The sequence below is a fragment of the Neobacillus mesonae genome (assembly GCF_001636315.1).
GTDB lineage: Bacteria > Bacillota > Bacilli > Bacillales > Cytobacillaceae > Neobacillus > Neobacillus mesonae.
This window is the reverse complement of the sequence record NZ_KV440949.1, coordinates 4,195,429-4,214,249: the sequence shown is the minus strand read 5'-3', so window position 1 is coordinate 4,214,249 and position 18,821 is coordinate 4,195,429. Positions and strand designations below refer to the sequence as shown.

The 18,821-nt window shown below is 38.9% G+C and carries 20 protein-coding genes; 8 read left to right on the top strand and 12 right to left on the bottom strand.

The features are described from left to right. Positions 1–131 precede the first annotated feature (131 nt). Together A6749_RS19675 and A6749_RS19670 are read left to right on the top strand one after the other, a co-directional pair. Positions 132–623, top strand: a complete 492-nt coding sequence (locus A6749_RS19675; protein ID WP_066394701.1) for an antibiotic biosynthesis monooxygenase family protein — start codon at positions 132–134, stop codon at positions 621–623. 124 nt (positions 624–747) lie between these two features. Next, positions 748–2,145: a hypothetical protein gene (locus A6749_RS19670; RefSeq protein ID WP_066394696.1), complete on the top strand. Its 1,398-nt coding sequence runs from the start codon at positions 748–750 to the stop codon at positions 2,143–2,145. Between the two features lie 20 nt (positions 2,146–2,165). Here the strand turns inward: A6749_RS19670 and A6749_RS19665 are convergent, their stop codons facing one another. From A6749_RS19665 to A6749_RS19655, 3 genes are all read right to left on the bottom strand, one after another. After that, positions 2,166–2,888 (bottom strand): EcsC family protein, encoded by a 723-nt coding sequence (locus A6749_RS19665; RefSeq protein WP_066394695.1) that lies wholly within the window; start codon positions 2,886–2,888, stop codon positions 2,166–2,168. 95 nt (positions 2,889–2,983) lie between these two features. Further along, positions 2,984–4,195 (bottom strand): ABC transporter permease, encoded by a 1,212-nt coding sequence (locus tag A6749_RS19660; protein WP_066394693.1) that lies wholly within the window; start codon positions 4,193–4,195, stop codon positions 2,984–2,986. Next, the gene (locus A6749_RS19655) at positions 4,188–4,928 is read right to left on the bottom strand and encodes an ABC transporter ATP-binding protein (protein ID WP_066394691.1); all 741 of its coding nucleotides are present in this window, start codon (positions 4,926–4,928) and stop codon (positions 4,188–4,190) included. The genes A6749_RS19660 and A6749_RS19655 overlap by 8 nt, the downstream gene beginning before the upstream one ends. A gap of 701 nt (positions 4,929–5,629) precedes the next feature. Between A6749_RS19655 and A6749_RS19650 the strand changes: the two genes are divergently transcribed. From A6749_RS19650 to A6749_RS19635, 3 genes are all read left to right on the top strand, one after another. Continuing rightward, a complete protein-coding gene (locus A6749_RS19650) occupies positions 5,630–6,055 on the top strand; it encodes an HIT family protein (RefSeq protein WP_066394689.1) in 426 nt (141 codons plus the stop codon). A 128-nt stretch (positions 6,056–6,183) separates the two neighbouring features. Further along, complete coding sequence (locus A6749_RS19645) at positions 6,184–6,711, top strand: tryptophan transporter (RefSeq protein WP_066394688.1); 528 nt, start codon at positions 6,184–6,186, stop codon at positions 6,709–6,711. 511 nt (positions 6,712–7,222) lie between these two features. Then, entirely contained in the window at positions 7,223–7,798 is a 576-nt protein-coding gene (locus tag A6749_RS19635) for an HTH-type transcriptional regulator Hpr (RefSeq protein ID WP_066394675.1), read from the top strand. A 6-nt stretch (positions 7,799–7,804) separates the two neighbouring features. Here A6749_RS19635 and A6749_RS19630 read toward each other — a convergent pair whose 3' ends face one another. Continuing rightward, positions 7,805–8,149: a DUF1878 family protein gene (locus A6749_RS19630; RefSeq protein ID WP_066394671.1), complete on the bottom strand. Its 345-nt coding sequence runs from the start codon at positions 8,147–8,149 to the stop codon at positions 7,805–7,807. 194 nt (positions 8,150–8,343) lie between these two features. Between A6749_RS19630 and A6749_RS19625 the strand changes: the two genes are divergently transcribed. Next, positions 8,344–8,523 (top strand): hypothetical protein, encoded by a 180-nt coding sequence (locus A6749_RS19625; protein ID WP_066401063.1) that lies wholly within the window; start codon positions 8,344–8,346, stop codon positions 8,521–8,523. A gap of 73 nt (positions 8,524–8,596) precedes the next feature. Here A6749_RS19625 and A6749_RS19620 read toward each other — a convergent pair whose 3' ends face one another. Further along, positions 8,597–8,689: a YjcZ family sporulation protein gene (locus A6749_RS19620; protein ID WP_066394667.1), complete on the bottom strand. Its 93-nt coding sequence runs from the start codon at positions 8,687–8,689 to the stop codon at positions 8,597–8,599. A 218-nt stretch (positions 8,690–8,907) separates the two neighbouring features. Here A6749_RS19620 and A6749_RS19615 point away from each other — a divergent pair, with 218 nt between their 5' ends. After that, positions 8,908–9,786, top strand: a complete 879-nt coding sequence (locus tag A6749_RS19615) for a peptidylprolyl isomerase (protein WP_066394665.1) — start codon at positions 8,908–8,910, stop codon at positions 9,784–9,786. Positions 9,787–9,829: 43 nt separating this feature from the next. On the opposite strand, the gene A6749_RS19610 is transcribed toward A6749_RS19615, so the two are convergent. The 6 genes from A6749_RS19610 to A6749_RS19585 all read right to left on the bottom strand — a co-directional run bounded on the left by A6749_RS19610 (position 9,830) and on the right by A6749_RS19585 (position 17,593). After that, positions 9,830–10,018: a sporulation YhaL family protein gene (locus A6749_RS19610; protein ID WP_174842914.1), complete on the bottom strand. Its 189-nt coding sequence runs from the start codon at positions 10,016–10,018 to the stop codon at positions 9,830–9,832. 101 nt (positions 10,019–10,119) lie between these two features. Continuing rightward, complete coding sequence (yhaM, locus tag A6749_RS19605; RefSeq protein ID WP_066394654.1) at positions 10,120–11,064, bottom strand: 3'-5' exoribonuclease YhaM; 945 nt, start codon at positions 11,062–11,064, stop codon at positions 10,120–10,122. Between the two features lie 51 nt (positions 11,065–11,115). Next, entirely contained in the window at positions 11,116–14,109 is a 2,994-nt protein-coding gene (locus tag A6749_RS19600) for an ATP-binding protein (RefSeq protein ID WP_066394651.1), read from the bottom strand. A gap of 18 nt (positions 14,110–14,127) precedes the next feature. Beyond that, complete coding sequence (locus A6749_RS19595) at positions 14,128–15,345, bottom strand: metallophosphoesterase family protein (RefSeq protein WP_066394647.1); 1,218 nt, start codon at positions 15,343–15,345, stop codon at positions 14,128–14,130. Between the two features lie 102 nt (positions 15,346–15,447). Beyond that, positions 15,448–16,701: an ABC transporter permease gene (locus A6749_RS19590; protein ID WP_066394638.1), complete on the bottom strand. Its 1,254-nt coding sequence runs from the start codon at positions 16,699–16,701 to the stop codon at positions 15,448–15,450. Next, positions 16,694–17,593 carry an ABC transporter ATP-binding protein gene (locus A6749_RS19585; RefSeq protein WP_066394628.1) on the bottom strand — a complete coding sequence of 300 codons (900 nt, stop codon included), beginning with the start codon at positions 17,591–17,593 and terminating at the stop codon, positions 16,694–16,696. Before A6749_RS19585 ends, A6749_RS19590 begins: the two co-directional genes overlap by 8 nt. A gap of 124 nt (positions 17,594–17,717) precedes the next feature. On the opposite strand from A6749_RS19585, the gene A6749_RS19580 reads away from it, so the two are divergent. Further along, on the top strand, positions 17,718–17,903 hold the full coding sequence (locus A6749_RS19580) for a YhzD family protein (protein WP_066394624.1): 186 nt from the start codon (positions 17,718–17,720) through the stop codon (positions 17,901–17,903). Positions 17,904–17,957: 54 nt separating this feature from the next. On the opposite strand, the gene A6749_RS19575 is transcribed toward A6749_RS19580, so the two are convergent. Continuing rightward, positions 17,958–18,749 carry an enoyl-CoA hydratase gene (locus A6749_RS19575; RefSeq protein WP_066394622.1) on the bottom strand — a complete coding sequence of 264 codons (792 nt, stop codon included), beginning with the start codon at positions 18,747–18,749 and terminating at the stop codon, positions 17,958–17,960. Positions 18,750–18,821: the final 72 nt, after the last annotated feature.

Genomic DNA, 18,821 nt, shown 5'->3' with positions numbered 1-18,821 from the left:
ATACTGTCTCCACTATAGCGATTATTCCTATTCGTGTATAGTAAACAACCCAAACTGTCAAAAAAAAGTCGTTTTTTCGGCAAATCCAGTGGAATAATAATAAATATAGCTTAAACTAAGGGGATGATTTTGTGAATGTCTATATGACAACAGGTACGTTTGATTTCTTAAAAAAGATTGAAAACAAATATCCTGGGGAAATGGTAATGATGGTAAACCAGAATGGTGCCTTGTTACTTCATGAAACAGCAGGAAAAACGGTATTCAGCGCTCCACGGAGATATGAGGCGATTGAGGCCATCGGCGAAATACCAAATGAAGGATTTGCCATAATGAATAATATCCCGGTCACGGAAGAAGGACGTCCGTTATTTGAACACCAAATGAAAGGTAAGGGGGTAGTGCTTAAAAACGTTTCCGGATTGATTGCATTAAGAGTCCTTCGCCCGTTAACCTCCAATACGTACATCATTATGAGTGTTTGGGAAAACGAGACAGATTATGAAAAATGGCAAAGCTCACCGGCAAACTTTCTCGCAGACCACCAAAACACCATCAGCAGCGGACAACAAAAAATCTTCGAAAGCGCACCTTACACCAGCGAATATATGATTACCGAATAACGGTGTCAGGCACCATGTGAATTTTTCACATGAGTGCCTGACACCGTTTTTTTATGGATTTCATATTCTAATATTACATCCTTTGGGGCAATAGCCTAGCGGGTGTAGAAAGGGGGTAAAGTGAATGGTTGTAGAGTTAACTGCTCTTCATTGGATATATGTGGTTTTTATTGCTCTTATTATTGGCTTTATGGTGATGAGAAGAGATACGACCATTGTCTGTATTGTTGGGATTTTCTTAATTGCGATTACTGCAACAGGCGGTTTAAGTGATTCTATAAGCAGCATTTTTAATAGTTTTAGCTATGCGATTACCGAATTATTGTCGACGATTCTCGTCATTTCCATAATTGTTGCAATGAGTCATACCTTAACCAAAACGGGAATCAATGATGTGATGATTTCTCCGTTCAGAAAGCTGATTCGTACACCAGCACTGGCCTATTGGACCATTGGGATTCTGATGATGATGATTTCCTGGTTTTTCTGGCCGTCGCCGGCGGTCGCTCTATTAGGAGCGGTTCTCCTTCCTGTGGCGATTCGTGCAGGACTTCCGGCATTGGGCGTCGCCATGGCGATGAATCTGTTTGGCCACGGGATTGCTTTATCCGGAGATTTTGTCATTCAAGCAGCTCCCAAGTTAACCTCAGATGCAGCAGGGATTCCCATCTCAGATGTAATTGAGGCCAGTGTCCCTTTAGTCTTTATCATGGGAATTGTCACAACTATTACTGCCTTCTATTTGCTGCAGCGCGATATGAAGCAGGGAAAACTAAAAGCAAGTACGGAGGTTATGCCTGTTTCTTCAGCGGAAACCCCAAGTGAGCAGGCTCTTCTATCCATTAGTCAAAAACATTTCTTTGCGGTATTAGTGCCATTATTATTTGCAGCAGATGTCGCGGCCATGTCTATCCTTGATTTGACTGGTGGAGATGCCACTGCATTAATCGGTGGAACTTCCATCATAATTCTTCTGCTTATCTCTTTAACAGGATACAAAAGCAAAGGGCTTGAAAAAACAACCCAATTTCTAATTGAGGGCTTTCAATTTGGCTTTAAAGTATTTGGTCCGGTTATTCCCATTGCCGCATTCTTCTACTTAGGCGATGAGGGTTTTACAAAAATTATTGGCGAATATTTACCGAAAGCCTCGCATGGAATTGTCAATGATTTAGGTCTTGCCCTGGCCAATATCGTCCCGTTAAGTAAAGCCGTCGGAGCTGTCACCTTAACAATTGTTGGAGCGATCACAGGGCTGGATGGATCCGGTTTTTCCGGTATTTCCTTAGCCGGCTCAGTAGCAGGTTTATTCGCTGTTGCTATCGGCAAAGGCGCCGCCACGCTGACCGCCTTAGGACAAATAGCCGCAATCTGGGTCGGAGGCGGAACACTTATCCCGTGGGCCTTAATCCCTGCTGCCGCTATTTGTAATGTCGACCCCTTTGAGCTGGCAAGACGGAATCTTGTCCCCGTAGTAATCGGACTCATAGTAACCACAATAGCCGCAATGTTTTTAATCTGAAATAAAAGCCCCGGAACGGTTTACAGTTCAGGGGCTTTTTGCAATAGCCGTAAGCGATAAGCATTCATGGCGGTTTCACCAAGTGTTTTTAGAATATTGTTATTTGCATACGCACCAACAAACGCCCCGATTCCCGGAACAAGCTGGAGCATTTTTGCAAGATCAATATAATCACGGTATTCCTGCTGGAACTTTCGCCAATCCATTTCCACAAGCTGCTCTTTACGGCTCTCCCACTTTTCAATATCCTCAAGCGTTTGCCTTCGGATTTCATCACTTGAAAAAGCCAGCTGAAAAACATGGAGAATAAATAACCTTTCTTCGTACTCTTTTGTATTAAAACCATAAATAGCTGCTGTCTCAAATAAAAATTTCATTTCAATTGAGAGCAGCAGCGGGAAATCCGCCAAACCCAGCAAAATTCCTCCTGCACCTGTACCGGCTCCTTCCACAATCGCTGTTTTCTGATAGGTGGAGATTTTTTTCCGAACGAGTTCATCCTTTTCTTCCAAAGTAAGACCCAGGGCTTGATTATGATTAGTAGTCAATTGTGAGCCGAATAACGTCGCTTTCACCATTGCCTTGATGCTGTCAGTCATCATTTGGTGAACTTTGTCGGGAATGTACTCATTCACTTTAACCTGTGCCTTTTTCGAGAGTCGTTTCATCATTCCCGAGCGTCTAGTTAACTTCCGCTTCCAATCCTCAACTTCATCATATACCTTCAATTCATACTCATTCATCGTTTACACCCCTTAGCTATAATTATGCGAAAGGACCAAGAAATCCGCCTAATTTTTTGATAAAAAATCCCCTTCATCACTGAAAGGGGATCTTATTAATCCTTTAAACGTTTTTTACTATATACATACACAAACAGCCAATTGAAGATCGATCCTGCCAGCAGGTCAAGTAATGCGGCAGCTGCCTCGCCTTTAATAAGGATAAGCAATGCAAAAATAACCGCTTCAACTGATAAAATAATTATTAGCAAAGTCTGGAACGACTTCTGTTGCACTTGAGCACCAACAGGATATAAGCTGACCCACAGCTTGTTTTGGTGATGTCTGTAAAGCGGCAGTAATTGAAAACCGGTTAAATACAGGAATAACACGCTAAGCAATATTTGTCCCATTCCGAAAGAAATAAAATAAATTGCCAGTGAACCGATCACCGTTAATCGGACAAATAGACCAAGATAATCAGAAGAACGGAGAAAAGCCCGGGAAAACAGATACATATAAGTTTGGTCCTGCGAAAATGAAATACGGCTGATCAATACATCTAGGTATTTTCTACGCTTAACCGTATCCTTAATATTTGGCACATCCGTGAACATATTAGCAAGCCGGTAAAAGGAAGCCATCCGTTTTTCTTCCTGCTCAATTAATACATCCCACTTTAACCCCATTTTCCTTGTTCGTGCGTAAAAATAACGGAAATAAAGCAGCATAACGATTCCAATGATAAGAAGAATCATGACATTGGCTTGTTTTAACAGTAAATATGTAAAGGTTAGATTAATAAAATAACGAACGATCATGTCCCATCTTTGGACAGACAGCTGGACAAAATATAGAATCCGCCATTTTACCGCCAAGTTCCACAATTTAACCACTATTAGCACGATTAATATGGGTAAAAATAACTTGAACCCATTTGCTTTTGCATGAGCATACATCGGCATCAGTACCGCAAGCACCATTAACAGAATGTATCCTTGAAACACAATACTTGCCCCGCCAGAGCGCAGAAAATAGCCTTTTAATTTCTCCTCCACTGCTATTAGAAAGACTTTATCTGCATCAAGTAAAAAATTATATACGGGACTATAAGTAAGAAATAGACTTAGGATGACAGCCAGAATCGCTTCAGCTGGAAAATTCGCCGGAAGTGTCTCAATCCATTTCTGATAATAAAAGGCAGCTGTTCCGATGAGAAATAATAATACAATGACAAGATGCCCATTAAAAATATATTTTAAATACCTGCTTAAATCCTTAAGCCGGTTCCCAGCCCTGTCTCTCCACAATTTCTTATCATCAAACATATTTTTCTTCCTTTGTTAATTGGATATAAAGGTCATCAAGTGATGCTTCCGGCATTCCAAACTCGTTTCTTAATTCTTGAAGGGTTCCCTTTGCTCTGATTTTACCATCATGAAGAATCACGAAGCGATCACAGTATTTTTCCGCGGTTGCCAGAATATGCGTAGACATCAAAATGCCTGCGCCATTATCCTTCATTTTTTTCATCAAATCAAGAAGGGATTGGATGCCAAGCGGGTCCAGCCCGACAAACGGTTCGTCAACAATATAAAGCGATGGCTGCACAAGAAAAGCACACATAATCATCACCTTTTGCTTCATCCCTTTGGAGAAATGCGCCGGGAACCACTTTAGCCGTTTTTCCATCCGAAATTCCTCCAATAAAGGAAAAATTCGTTCTTTATAGGCTGCTTCATCTAATCCGTAAGCCATTGCGGTTAAACGTAAATGCTCCTCTAGGGTCAGTTCTTCATACAATACAGGTGTTTCCGGTACAAATGTAAACATCCTGCGATATGCCTCTTTGTCGTTTGTGAAGATTTTGTCGTTAATCTTTATCGATCCTTGATGAGGTTCCATCAAACCGATAATATGTTTAATGGTTGTGCTTTTCCCAGCTCCATTTAAGCCGATTAAGCCAACTAATTCCTTTTCCTTAACTTCAAAGGAGATATCTTTTAGAACGGGGTTTCTTGTATAGCCTCCAACAAGATTTTCAATTGACAATAAAGCCATGTACAACGTCCTTCCATAGCATGATTATTGTTATTTTAACAAATTGTGGTTAATAAAAATAGAATTTCACTTTTTTATCGTAAATTTTGTATATATTGCTATGAAGCGGACATCATAATCTTCGAAGGGGAAATTCACTTGATGAAGAAATTCATCTCAAACTTGAAATGAGGTGTCTACAAAAGACAATATTCGTTTCAATCCAGAATAGCTTCTAAAAACGTTTCATAACAAGGGGATGGTTGTATTGTACAATGTGCAGGAAAACCATTATGAGTTCTATAACACCACTCAGTTTTGGTAAATAACCTAACAAATGAGGTGTTTATCGCAGACATCGTCCGTTTTTATAGGTAAGGTAACCGATAAAAACATTTAGGGGATGGTCAGCTTGAACAATGATGATTCTTTAACCAAACACTAAATTGTCAAATGAGGTGTTTATCAAAGAAACATTCCTAATTGAACGTCGAATTTGAAGCAGTTCCCCTTCAAGAGGGCGGGATTCCATGCGGATCCTGCTCTTTTCTTGTGATGAAAAGGGGCGGAGCGCCGCATTATAACCCATTTTTTAGAACTCGGAAATTATAATAACTTTCCACTTATAAATTCAGTATAGTTTAGCTCTGCTTACCGCCTTTATTGGATGGATAGATTTGTGGTAAAATGAGACAAAACTATAATGAAAGGCTGTGTAAAACATGAGTGAATGTATTTTTTGTAAAATTGTTAATGGAGAAATCCCTTCCTCCAAAGTATTTGAAAATGAACATGTGGTTGCATTTATGGATATCAGTCAGGTTACCAAAGGACATACGCTGGTAATTCCAAAGGTACATAAAGAAAATCTGTATGAATTAACACCGGAAATCGCAAAAAATATTTTCGAAGTCGTGCCTACGATTGCTAATGCCTTAAAAACAGAATTTGAACTTGTCGGATTAAACCTAGTTAATAATAATGGTGAAAAAGCCGGACAAACTGTTTTCCATTTTCACGTCCATTTAATCCCGCGCTATGGAAAAGGGGATGGCTTCGGGGCGGTTTGGAAGAACAATCAAAGCGACTATACACCGCAAATGCTAAGCCAGATGGCAGCTGATATTGCCCAACACCTTCAAAAATAGTTTTCTGAAAATTACACCTTTATTAACATTATATTAATATGCTATAATGAGGTTAAGTTTTTCGCTGCAGGCAGTGAGAGCACTGCAGGAGAAACAAAAGCTCGAGAAAAGCAGAGGAGAGATGAGAAATGAATACGAAAAACCTGGTAATTTTAGCACTTTTAGCGGGGATTGGGGTTGTCCTGCATACAATCATGCCTGCTTCCCTTTCAATTAAGCCGGATATGATGCTTGCAATGATGTTTTTAGGTATAATACTTGTCCCAGAAATTAAAAGTGTGATGCTTATGGCAATTGTAACGGGAATTTTGACAGCATTAACTACTGCATTCCCTGGCGGCCAAATTCCTAACATAATTGATAAGCCGATTACTGCCTTAGTTTTCTTTGGATTATTTTTGGCATTAAAAAAATTCCGATACTCAATTATCAGTGTCGGCATTTTAACGGCTGTCGGAACATTGGTGTCAGGTACAGTCTTTTTAACTGCTGCCTATTTCATTGTTGGCCTGCCAGGTCCGTTTACGGCAATATTTGCTGTAGGTGTCTTACCTGCTATCGTTATTAATACTGTCGTAATGGTTATTGTGTATCCAGTTGCACAATCCATCTTCAAAAGAACAAAAATATCATCAGGTTCCGTGATCCAGAAATAATGCATGGGGCTGTTAAGAAAAGAACCCTTTAAGGGTTCTTTTCTTAAATTAATTATGTTAGACTATTATGAAAAGTAAGAAAACATTAGTGCGATGAGAAGGCAAATTCCTCCTCCAGAGGCACAAACAAGAGCTCTAGACTTTAAAATTTGCTTTGGCGGATAAACACCAGGTCTTTTTACATCAGCAAAGTATTTACCTGATCCTAGAAATAGGATCACACACAGTATAAAAAACAACACGGTTATAAATTTCAATTTGCAGCCCCCTCTGCCAGGATTCAAAATCCTTTGGTGCTGTAACTATTTATATGATAAACCGTCCATTCCTATGAGCAAGGTGCAATGAATTAAAGAATCATGTAAAAAATAAACGCACTTTTTAGTAAAAAATTAAATTTCAATATAGAAATTTTTCAATTTCTAAAAATTTTGTTAATTAACATCTTTATTAATTTTTATTTTATTGGCATAATGATAGTAGAGAAATAAAAAAGTAGGTGAAAATGGGGATGACAGAGAAACAATATTCGATGAAGGAAGCGATGCTTTTTAGTCAAAGAATGGCACAATTAAGTAAGGCCTTATGGAAATCAATTGAAAAAGATTGGCAGCAATGGATTAAACCCTTTGATTTAAATATCAATGAACATCATATTTTATGGATTGCCTACCATTTAAATGGAGCTTCCATATCGGATGTGGCTAAATTCGGGGTTATGCATGTCTCGACAGCTTTTAATTTTTCAAAAAAATTAGAAGAAAGAGGATTGCTGAAATTTTCCAAAAAGGAAAATGATAAGCGGAACACATATATTCAGCTCACTTCTGAAGGAGAAGAAATTCTGCTTCAATTAATGGAGACATACAAACCGGATGAATACGCTGTCTTTTCCGGTGCAATGCCTCTAAGAGATTTATATGGGAAGTTTCCTGAAATTATTGAAATGATGGCTATTGTCCGCAATATTTATGGCGACGATTTTATGGAAATCTTTGAACGCTGTTTCAACAATATTGAAAACAGATTCGTTGAAGAAGACGGAACACTCAAAAAACAGGAAAAAACAGAACAGGAACTGATCTAAGAACCTTTATATGTATTTTGTTAATTCCTGAAAAAGAGGCTCGTATAGCTTCTGAATTAAACATGCCTGTATGACCTCAGTCATATCCATTCCAGCAGGTAAAGAGGCTCGAAATTCGACAAGAAGCGGATAGAAATAAACAAACCCTTCCGCTTTTTGTTCCTCTAATTTTTGACTAAGTTTTTCGCATAGCTTAAAAAACATTTCCATTTCCTGTTTGGATATTCCGTTTTCAACAATGATCCTATAAAATTTCAAATTCGGTTTTTGAATTAACTTTAATAATAGCCCCTGGTGAAATTCAAGCAGTTGAATTTTTTCCATCATCAATTGGACATTCCATTCACACATCCGAATCCCTCTTTTCCAACTTTTGATCCCATATATCATTATTTACTAAGCTTGAATGGCAGTAAACCTAAACAATCAAGTATTTATCGCCATCGAGCAAAATGCCTATTATTCTTCTATATTTTATGACTATCTTTTTTACTTAATATTTGGTATCTTAAAAAGGATACCATGTCTCGAGGAGGGAATCCATGATGATCTCCATTTTTATAGTCTTTGCCATTTTTATATTGTTCTATGTTAATAAACTGACTACTTCCTTATGTATTCAAAAGGAAATTCCGGAAGAACGGCAGCATAAAGTTTTTCGGACCATTAATGTTCTAATTACAATTCTTTTGATTTCTTCTTATTTGGAAATTTTATATACATAATCTTTCCGATTTGGGAATAATAAATTTCCAAAAAAAAATACAAGCGATGAGGAGTTCTCATCGCTTTTTTACATTACCAAACCCAAGCAGCACCCACGATAATTAATAGGATGAAAAGCACAACGATTAACGCAAAGCCTCCGCCATATCCAACTCCACCACTCATTTTATAACCTCCTTTTTCTTTTCTAAGATATACTATTCATCCGGTCTCCATTTCGATTAGGCACTTTCCTTATTTTTAATGGAAAAGTCATTCATACTTTTTTAACATTTTTATAAGCGTAATTTGGTGGTTTATTTTTTGCAGTGGTTACCATTTATGTTATAGTAAAGGATATGGACAGCCGCCCATAGAATTTACAGTGTAGGAGAGATTTGTGCATGAAAAAATGGATTTTAGCCTTATCTTTGGCTGGAGGGGTTTTAGCATTAAGTGCATGTAACCAATCCGGTTCTGAAACGATAGTTGAGAGTAAAGCAGGAAATGTGACACAAGAAGAACTTTACAATGCAATGAAGGAAAAAGTCGGAGACCAAGCGCTGCAGCAGCTTGTATACGAAAAAGTTCTTTCGAAAAAGTACAAAGTAACCGATAAAGATGTGAACGAAAAAATTGAACAGCTTAAGAAGGATCTTGGCACCAACTTTGAAACAGCCCTTGCTCAATATGGCTATAAAAGTGAAGAAGATCTAAAGAGCACTTTAAAGCTTGGCATGCTGCAAGAAAAAGCGGCAATGAAAGACATTAAAGTAACTGATAAAGAATTAAAGGATTACTATGATAACTACAAGCCAGAAATTAAGGTTCGTCATATCCTTGTCAAGGATGAAAAAACAGCCAACGATGTAGAAAAACAACTGAAATCCGGCAAAAAGTTTGATGACGTTGCGAAAAAAGAATCCACTGATACTGTCTCTGCCCAAAACGGCGGTGATTTAGGTGTAATTAATAACCAAAATGCGGCTCAATATGACAAAGACTTTATTAAAGCAGCTTATGCTTTAAAGGTAAACGAGATTAGTGCTCCAGTGAAAACACAATTCGGATACCATATCATTCAAGTAACAGAAAAGGCTGAGAAAAAACCTTACGATGAAATGAAAAAAGAAATTGAATATGACGTAAAATCCTCTAAATTAACGAATGAAGATATTAGTAAGGCAATGGAACGAGAAATCAAGGATGCAAATGTGAAGATTTCGGATAAAGACTTAAAGGATGCTTTAAAACCACAAACAACAACTCCAGCCGGTCAATAATAATGACGGAAGCGCCCATTAATTCGGGCGCTTTCGCTTTTTATTATTCACCGGTTGCTTTTAATTCCTGGCGCATTTCTTTTTCGCGTTCCAAGCGTTTCATATAGATTTCTCCTTCGAGCTCGATGTTTTCCATTTCAAGCTGTCTTTCTTCTCTTCCTGTTTTAATCGCCATCAGCGCACTTATGACAATACCAACCACAACTGCATATATCCAAATTGGAAGCGTCAATGTCTTTTCCCCTTTCAAAGTGGTTGTCCACATTTTTGTATCATCATATGATTTACAAATTGAAAATATGCAAAAAAAGAGACAACCTATAAAGGTTATCTCTATTTATGGAAGGCTGGTTTATAAAATGAACGGTTGTCCAGGGCGAAGATTCGCTCGGAAAATTCACCAGGCTTGACTCTTTCTAATGCACGGTCAAGCATGTTCATTTTTGCATCTAAATTATCAATATAATGAAGGATCTCCGCTTCCTTTATCAAAGGCGGCTTTGGACTACCCCACTCTGCCTTCCCATGGTGGCTTAGAACCAGGTGCTGCAGAATCAATACCTCTTCACCAGATATCCCTAATTCTTCGGCAGCTTTACCGATTTCATTAATCATAATCGTAATATGGCCAAGGAGGTTCCCTTCAAGCGTATAGACTGTAGAAATCGGTCCTGATAGCTCCATTACCTTGCCCATATCATGCAGAATGATTCCAGCATACAAGAGGTCCTTATCAAGGCTTGGATACAGCCCAGCAATTGCCTTTGCCAAGTCCAGCATGCTGACGACATGATAAGCTAATCCTGAGACAAACTCATGATGGTTTTTAGTTGCGGCAGGATACTCCAAAAATGCTTTTTGGTGTTTCTTGATTAAATGACGGGTAATCCTTTGGATATTCGGATTTTTCATTTCAAAAATATATTGCGTCAGTTTACCGACCATCTCTTCCTGACTAAGCGGCGCCGTCTCAAGAAAGTCCTCAAGCTTGACACCATCCATCGGACCCGACCTGCGAATCTGCCGAATCTTTAATTGGCTCTTGCCCCGATAGTTCTGGACATCACCAACAATTTTCACAATATTTTGGGCCGCATAAAGCTTTTCTTCCTCTTCACCAGCATCCCACAGTTTTGCCTCAATTTCACCGCTCTTGTCCTGGAGAATTAAGGTTAAAAATGGTTTCCCATTACTGGCAATTCCCTTAGTTGAGCTTTTTATTAAGAAAAACAATTCAATTTGTTCCCCAACTTCATGATAAGCAATTCCTTTTGCCAACCTCATCACGCCCTTTCCCATAATTAGAGTATAACATATCGATCTTTAAGCCTATGAAATTATCTGTACAGCATCTTTTTCCAACAGCAGGATATTTTCTTTCGCAAATAACGGAAGCAAGTGTGCATGGCATGTGAAGAACAGAATTTGATTACCTTTAAGCTTTTTTAACAACTCAATCACTTTCTTTGTTCTCCCTGTATCAAAATTGACAAAACTATCATCAATAATAATCGGAAACTGATACTTTTCATATAATGTTGTCGCCAGTGCAAGCCTAATCGCAACATATAGTTGTTCTGTTGTAGCTTGGCTTAATTCATTTGCTTCAAAAATTGTATGATCCTGTCGTTCCACCAAAAAGCCAATCCCTGCTGGATTTAGATGGATTCGATTGTATCTGCCATTTGTAAGAAAAACTAAATACTCCTGGGCTTTAACCAGCATTCTTGGTAAATGGCCGTTTTTATACGTATCAATGGTCCTCATAAGAATATCCTGTGCGATTGAAAAAACCGCCCACTCTTTTACATCCTCCGCTAATTGAAACATTTTCTGTTTGAATTGATGCAGCAGATCGGAATATACCCCGCCTTCTTCTAATATTTGAATCTCATATTTGACAGCAGCCAGTTCCTCCTGAAGCGTATTTAATTGATGATTTATCTGCTGTGTTTCTCTATTTACCTCAATCATCGTCCCTTCATTCAAATGCTGGCCGAGGAAGCGATCTCGTTCCTGTTCGGATAAAATGGAATATTGCAGCTGTCCTTGGATCGCCTCGAGTTGTTCCTGAAGCTTCTGATTTTTTGCTGCTATCTCCCCGAATTGATAAAATTGCTGTTCCGAATTGGCATTTGCGGAAGATATTAACTTGTGATGCTCATCATTTAAGTGTTCAAGTTCCTTCTGTGTTTGTTTCCAATCATTCTCCAGTTCGGCCAGCTTGTTCTTTTTTTCCTGGCTTTTAATATGCTTTTCGTGTTCCATTTTGAGCTTGTTTCGTAATAAATAAGCCGATTGCTGCAAACTTATGCCCTTTTCACTTAAATGATAATCCGCAAAAGCATTTATTCCTGTTTCGATTTTTACCAGCTGCTTATTGACTTCTTGTAGCCTATGATTAAGCTGTTGTTTGTCACGGACAATAGACTTATATTGTTCAATCAGCTGATAAGCTTCAAGTAAAAATAAATTAGCCATATTTTCAGGAATGTTTAACTCTTTACTTAAAGAAACAAGGTTCTTCTTATTTTCAGCGGATTCAAGTTCCCAGGCTTCGAATTTGCTAATGACCTTATCAAATTGCACCTGCTGTTGTTTCCATTTAAAAGTTAATATTTTTAGCTCTTCTCTTAGTTCCTGGTCGCGTTCCAATTGTTCTTCAGCCTTCGCCAAATCGAAAAATTTTGCGGAATCCAGCTTTTGCATGATTTGTTTTTCTGTTTCCTTCAAGTTGGCAAGTGACTGCGCTCCCTTTTTTTCTTTACCCTCCCTGTTGCTTTGGAGCATGAAAAAGGCAATGACGGCAGCACCGGCCGATCCGATAGTTACTATTTCCCACTGTTTTGTCAGCCCGCCGTAAACAATTAGGCCAGCTAGAATCGCGAATATAATAACATACTGTAGCTTCTGTCCGCTTTTTGCATTATTGTCTCGATCTAGGGATATTTGACAGAATTCAATTTTTTCCCTCGTATTCTTTAATTCCTCTTCAAGGCCCTTCTTGTCATATTTAACAGCAGCCTGTTCCTCTAGATGAGCTCTTTTCTGCTCTGATAGACAAAGGCTTTTCGTTTGACTAATTTCCTTTTCAATTTGTTCTAAAGAAGTCTTTTCCTCTTGGTATTGCTTCTCTAATTCTTCCTTTATTTCGGAGAGCTTTTTCGTTCTCTGCGATACGGTTTCCACCTGATTTTTCATATAAATATTAGTATTTATTGAACAAATCTCTTCTTCATTTAGCCTCAAATGGAGTTTCTCTTTTATCATCGAAAGTTCTGCCTCAAATCCGGCAAGCTTTGTTTCATATTGCTGCATTTCAAGCTGCAATTGCTCATAAATAGGAATTTGATCAAGCAGCGGCAAAAGCTCTGGCTCAGCTTTAAGAAATAAGGAATCAGGGTTCATACGAGGTAACTCCTGCTTTACCTGTTCTATACTTTCCCCAATACTGCTTAACCTTGCTTTGCATGGATGGATGAGCTGGTTTATCTTTTCCAGCCGTTCAATTCCTCTCACTGGGAACTCGGCAAACTCCCCCAGATCGCTCAATTCCTTTTTTATCATTTTTTCTTCCTTCACAAGGGTTTCGATGCGGTTCCATTCATTCAGCTTTTCTTTTCGAATCTGATTGTCGTAAAGCTTACTATTTAGCTGGTCAATTTTCTGTTGCAGCATCCCGCCTTTTCTAACTAAATCTTCGTATTCCTTATTTTTGGCTGCGGATTTTTTTAATTCCGAATTCAGCTCATGAAGTGCTTGTAATTTCCCATTCAAAGTTGGTTTTTTACCGCTTGGCTTAAAACGGGACTCCATCTCCTTTTGGAGTATAGCTTCCGTTTTTGCCAAACGCTCTGTTCCTAGTGTTCCGGCAGAGAAAAGAAATTTGCCGATCTCCTCACCCTTCATTTGATGAATATTTTGCAGACCATGCAGATTAAATGAAAAAATAGCCTGATACAGACTTTTATCAAAATGATGAAGTAATTCTTTCAGCAATTCTTCTCCGCCGATTGTCCCGTTATCCATTACAACCGTCACATCACCGGCAGCCCTTCCCTTTACCCGTTCGATCACGGCATACCCCGTTTTTTCATGATAAACTCTAATCTTACCACCATACTTGGAGTGGTGTTTCGGTTCATAGCGCAGTTCCGATTGCTGTTTTGTCGGAAAGCCGAATAAAACCCCATGAATAAAAGCCATAATCGTGGATTTACCAGCCTCGTTTTCACCATAAAAAACTTGAAAATCGGTTAAATTTTCAATTACCACATCTGCTAATTTGCCGTAACCATATATATGCAGTCCGATAATTTTCAAAGTACTGTTCACTCCTCTCTATTTATTTAATAATTCAAGTAATAATCTCTCTGCTTGGTTAATTAGCTCCTTGGCTTCTTCTTCGGAGAATATATCAGCATACTTTCTTCCTAATGCATGTCCATAGATTGGCGCCAGGGCATGATCAACATCGTCATACTGCTCAACAGTTCGAAAAAGCTCCGTATAAAAGCCTGTCTCGTTTTTCAATTGTTCTTTATTCAACTGCTTACTTTCGGATATATGTAAGTCGACTAGCCAGACAAAGAATTCTTCCTCTTGTTCGTTTTCCAACAAAAGCTCTAAGAGATCTTCCTTTAATCCGTTTAATTTCTTGTAATCCTCTAATTCAATATTTTTCATATAAATCGTCAATAGTGCCGCTTTTCTTTCTTTACGAATTCTATTCATTACTTCTTGACATAATTGAACGGCTTCATGAAAGGTCTTTACTGAAGCACCGTCAAGCTCCTCTTCCTCCCATACAATTTCAGAGGATTCAAGAAACGTTATTTTGGTCTCAAAATCACTTAAACTTACATGATAAAAGCCCTTGCTTCCCATCTCTTTTCTATTCCTGCCTTGAATATTACCGGGATAAATAATGGGCGGGTCTTCCGCTAAAACCGCACGCTTATGGATATGCCCAAGCGCCCAATAATCAAAGCCCTTTGCCTTCAAGTCCTTAACGGAAAAAGGGGCATAGTTATCATGTTCAGTTCCGGAACCTTCATTGCCGTGAAGAATGCCGATATGAAAATCAGCCCCATTTACTTTTTGGTACTCATCTATTTTTCTCTCAAATACATTTCGGGTTGGATAGCTAAAACCATATAGATGAACAACTGCACCATCTTTCGTATGTAAAATCTTTGTTTCTACCTCACCGCCAAATACATGAACGTTTTCAGGCATCCCGAGGTCAACCCATGAACCATTTAAATGATCGTGATTCCCATGTATCACGTAAACAGGAATTCCTTTTTCTTTGAGCTTCAACATTTCTGTCCGAAAGCGAGATTGGGCCCTAAGGCTGCGGTCTTCCCCATCATAAAGATCACCGGCAAGAATGACAAAGTCCACCTGCTGTTCGATGGCAGCGGCGGTAATTCGTTTTAAAGCAGTGAAGGTGCTTTCTTTGATTCTTGTAAAAATAGCTTCCGGCAATGATTTTAAGCCGATCATTGGACTGTCCAAGTGCAGGTCAGCAGCATGGATAAACGAAATTTTTTTCATAAAAAATTCCTCTCATCAGTTCTTTTCTATATTGTAGCATTTTGCCTATACGAATGCACGTTCTTATAAAAAAACCTCTGCTTTTCGCAGAGGCTTCTTCATTTATTCCTTTTTCGTTAATTGAAGGGCTTTTTTTATATCTTTAAAGGAGTTGGACTTTCCATACATTAATACTCCGCCTCGATATACACGCGCACCAAAAATGGCAAGTACAATAATGGTGCCAATTAAAATGGCAATTCCCAATACTGCTTCCCAAACAGGTATGGTCAGCATACCAACTCTTAGAAACATAATCATTGGCGTAAAAAACGGAATATAGGAAGTAATCGTAATAAATGAAGCATCCGGCTTACCGAGCCCAAACATCGCAATCATAAATCCTGCCACAACTAATAACGTCATCGGGGTAATCATCTGCTGGACATCCTCAATACGGCTGACAAGCGACCCAAGAAATGCCGCTAGTGTAGCGTAAAGGAAATAACCTAAAATAAAGAATACAACCGCATAAACGATTGTCGCAAGCGGCACATCTCCAAAGCCATAAACGCCCCAGAAGCCATCTTCTAACGAGTCCATATTTTTTGTTAACGAATAATATCCGACAAGCAAGAACACCGCTAGCTGCGTTAAGCTTAGTAAACCAATTCCCAAGATTTTTGCAAACATCTGCTTAATCGGCGAGACACTTGAAATTAAGATCTCCATTACCCTTGATGACTTTTCTGTTGCCACCTCCATCGCAATCATGTTGGCATACATAATGACCGAAAAATAAATGATAAATAGCAGCACGTATACTAGGCCCCTAGCCTGATTCAGCTCTTCTTCTGTTTTCGCATTTTTCTCTAATGCAATCTTTTCAAATGCGGCTGGTTCGTATAGTTTTTGCAGCTGCTCCTCGGTCAAATTTAATTTGGAAGCGGCAATCATTGTCTTTAACTGTTGCAGCCCCGCCTGAAGGTCGGTAAAAAGCGAAGAATCCGCAATACTCATTGCCTTAAAGACGGCTTCCGGCAGCTGCTCCTGGTTATATTGAAGCTCGATAAGACCGGCAAAATCGCCGTTTTTCACCGCTTGCTCTGCCTCTTTCCCACTGCCTTTAAAGTTTTCTAGTTTAATATCTTTATTAATCACGGCAATTTGCTGCTGAAAAGGCTCAAAAAGCTTCCCTGTTTCATCAAGGACGGCAACAGTTTCCTTTCCGCCGTTTTTGTCAAACAGATTAATAATATTATTGATATTTGTTAGTCCCAAGACAATAACGACCGTCAAAATCGTTGTGACGATAAATGATTTGCTCTTCAGTTTGTTTAGGTAGGTATGGAATAGAATAATCCAGAAACTATTCATACGTCGCACCTACTTTCTCGATAAAAATATCGTTCAGAGACGGCTCCTCCAAGGCGAATTTACGGATGAATCCTTTTCCGACAATTTCCTCTAAGATCTTTTCCGCCACTTCTTCACCCTCAATTTGCAGAAGGATTCCTTCCATTGTCGGCTTTGCTTTAACAACACCTGGAAAATCCTTTAATGATTCGAGATTGAAATCTGCATGGATTAGCAGATTCTTCTTCCCAAATGCCCGTTTAATTTCTTTAAGCGACCCGTGGACTACCGGTTTTCCTTTATGCATAATACACAGATGTTCACAGAGTTCCTCAACGTGATGCATTTGATGGCTTGAAAATACAATCGTGGTTCCATTCTCCTTTAATGTTAATACCGCATTTTTCAGCTGTTCAACATTTACCGGATCAAGACCGCTAAACGGCTCATCAAGAATAAGTAAACGTGGTTTATGTATTACGGCAGCAATAAATTGGATTTTTTGCTGGTTTCCCTTTGACAGCTCCTCCACCTTTTTATTCTCATATTCTGGGACTTTAAACGTTTCCAGCCAGAATCTTAATTCCTTTAGAGCCTCTTTTTTTTGCATTCCTCTTAATCTCGATAAATAGACGATTTGGTCACGAACCTTTAATTTGGGATATAATCCTCTTTCCTCAGGCAAATAGCCCACCAGATGGCTAGTTGAGTAATTAAGCGGGAGCCCATCCCAGCTGATTTCCCCGGCACTTGGATCAAGCAGCCCTAAAATCATTCGGAACGTGGTTGTCTTCCCGGCCCCGTTTGCCCCCAAAAATCCAAATATTTCGCTTTCCGGTATTTCTAACGAAAGGTCGTTAACAGCCGTAAATTGCCCGAACCTTTTTGTGACATGCCTCAGTTTTAAAACCAATCCTCTCACTCCTTCCTTCCACCTACAAATATACCATATTATGGTTTGGATTTCTCTTTTGCACAATTTAAAGAATTATGCAAAAATATTGGTAATAAATTTTTTCACAAAAGGGGCTGTAAAAATGAAAACGTATAAACTAACAGCATTTGAAGCAAATGGAGAAAAAATTATCGATGAATCCTTCCATGCTGAAAATGACGAGGCAGCAAAGGCACAAGGAGAAAAGCTTTTAACGGAGAAAAACTTATTGGAAAAGACTCACCGCTGTACTTCCCCGAGCGGTAAGCTATTACTGTTTCACCCATAGCTTTTTGATAGAAAATAAAGGGCGCATACATCCCTATGCGCCCTTTCACATTTATTATTTTCCAATAAAGTTTGGTTTTCTTTTTTCTATAAATGCCTTAATTCCCTCTTGATGATCCTGTGTTTCACGCATTTTCTGCTGCCCGTATTTCTCTAATTCCAGAAGTTTTAATAATTGCGGTCGATTCTTTTCCGCTAAAATCTTCTTCGTCTTAATCATTGCCTGCACAGGACGGCTCAGCCAATCTGTTACTTTCTTATGTACCGCTTCCTCTAGATCCCCATCTGCGACTTCCTGGATTAACCCCATCGAAAGCGCTTCCTCGGAAGTTAGCATTTTACCATCCCAAATAACTTGCTTTGCTTTTGTTTCTCCTAATCTTTTCTCTAAAAAGAAATGTGCCCCGCCATCAGGAATTAAACCAATTCCAATAAAATTCATAGCCAGTTTGCTGTTTTTATCAGCGATAATGTAATCAGTTGCCAGCGCTAAACTAAACCCCAATCCAGCTGCTGCTCCCGTGATTGCACTAATTGTCAGCTTGGGAAGGCTGTAAAGGGTAAACACAAGTTCACTGATGCAATCCATCACTGGATAAAACGCCGATTGGTCTGAATTAGAAAGCATTGTTTTAATATCGCCGCCGGCTGAAAAAGCTTTGCCCTTGCCAGATATAACAACAATATCGACATCATCCGCTTCACCAATTTCCTTCAATCTGCAAACAAGCCCCTTGATCATATCAACGTCCATAGCGTTTAACGTTTCCGGTCGATTCAATTCCACTCTCGCGACACGGCCGTCTACCTTCACAATAACCTTATCGGTTACAAAATTGATTGACACTCGTAATCCCCCCCGTTATTTTTTTCATTTCCATTATATATGATATCAAAGACAGGCATACAAACATTTTAT

Excerpts from the sequence above, each read along its gene's own strand:
- A6749_RS19630 (WP_066394671.1), bottom strand. The coding sequence starts at position 8,149 with ATGTGTGAATGGAATGTCCAATTGATGATGGAAAAAATTCAACTGCTT.
- A6749_RS19615 (WP_066394665.1), top strand. The coding sequence starts at position 8,908 with ATGAAAAAATGGATTTTAGCCTTATCTTTGGCTGGAGGGGTTTTAGCA.
- A6749_RS19665 (WP_066394695.1), bottom strand. The coding sequence starts at position 2,888 with ATGAATGAGTATGAATTGAAGGTATATGATGAAGTTGAGGATTGGAAG.
- A6749_RS19655 (WP_066394691.1), bottom strand. The coding sequence starts at position 4,928 with ATGGCTTTATTGTCAATTGAAAATCTTGTTGGAGGCTATACAAGAAAC.
- A6749_RS19635 (WP_066394675.1), top strand. The coding sequence starts at position 7,223 with ATGACAGAGAAACAATATTCGATGAAGGAAGCGATGCTTTTTAGTCAA.
- A6749_RS19620 (WP_066394667.1), bottom strand. The coding sequence starts at position 8,689 with ATGAGTGGTGGAGTTGGATATGGCGGAGGCTTTGCGTTAATCGTTGTG.
- A6749_RS19580 (WP_066394624.1), top strand. The coding sequence starts at position 17,718 with ATGAAAACGTATAAACTAACAGCATTTGAAGCAAATGGAGAAAAAATT.
- A6749_RS19645 (WP_066394688.1), top strand. The coding sequence starts at position 6,184 with ATGAATACGAAAAACCTGGTAATTTTAGCACTTTTAGCGGGGATTGGG.
- A6749_RS19660 (WP_066394693.1), bottom strand. The coding sequence starts at position 4,195 with ATGTTTGATGATAAGAAATTGTGGAGAGACAGGGCTGGGAACCGGCTT.
- A6749_RS19595 (WP_066394647.1), bottom strand. The coding sequence starts at position 15,345 with ATGAAAAAAATTTCGTTTATCCATGCTGCTGACCTGCACTTGGACAGT.
- A6749_RS19590 (WP_066394638.1), bottom strand. The coding sequence starts at position 16,701 with ATGAATAGTTTCTGGATTATTCTATTCCATACCTACCTAAACAAACTG.
- A6749_RS19650 (WP_066394689.1), top strand. The coding sequence starts at position 5,630 with ATGAGTGAATGTATTTTTTGTAAAATTGTTAATGGAGAAATCCCTTCC.
- A6749_RS19670 (WP_066394696.1), top strand. The coding sequence starts at position 748 with ATGGTTGTAGAGTTAACTGCTCTTCATTGGATATATGTGGTTTTTATT.
- A6749_RS19625 (WP_066401063.1), top strand. The coding sequence starts at position 8,344 with ATGATCTCCATTTTTATAGTCTTTGCCATTTTTATATTGTTCTATGTT.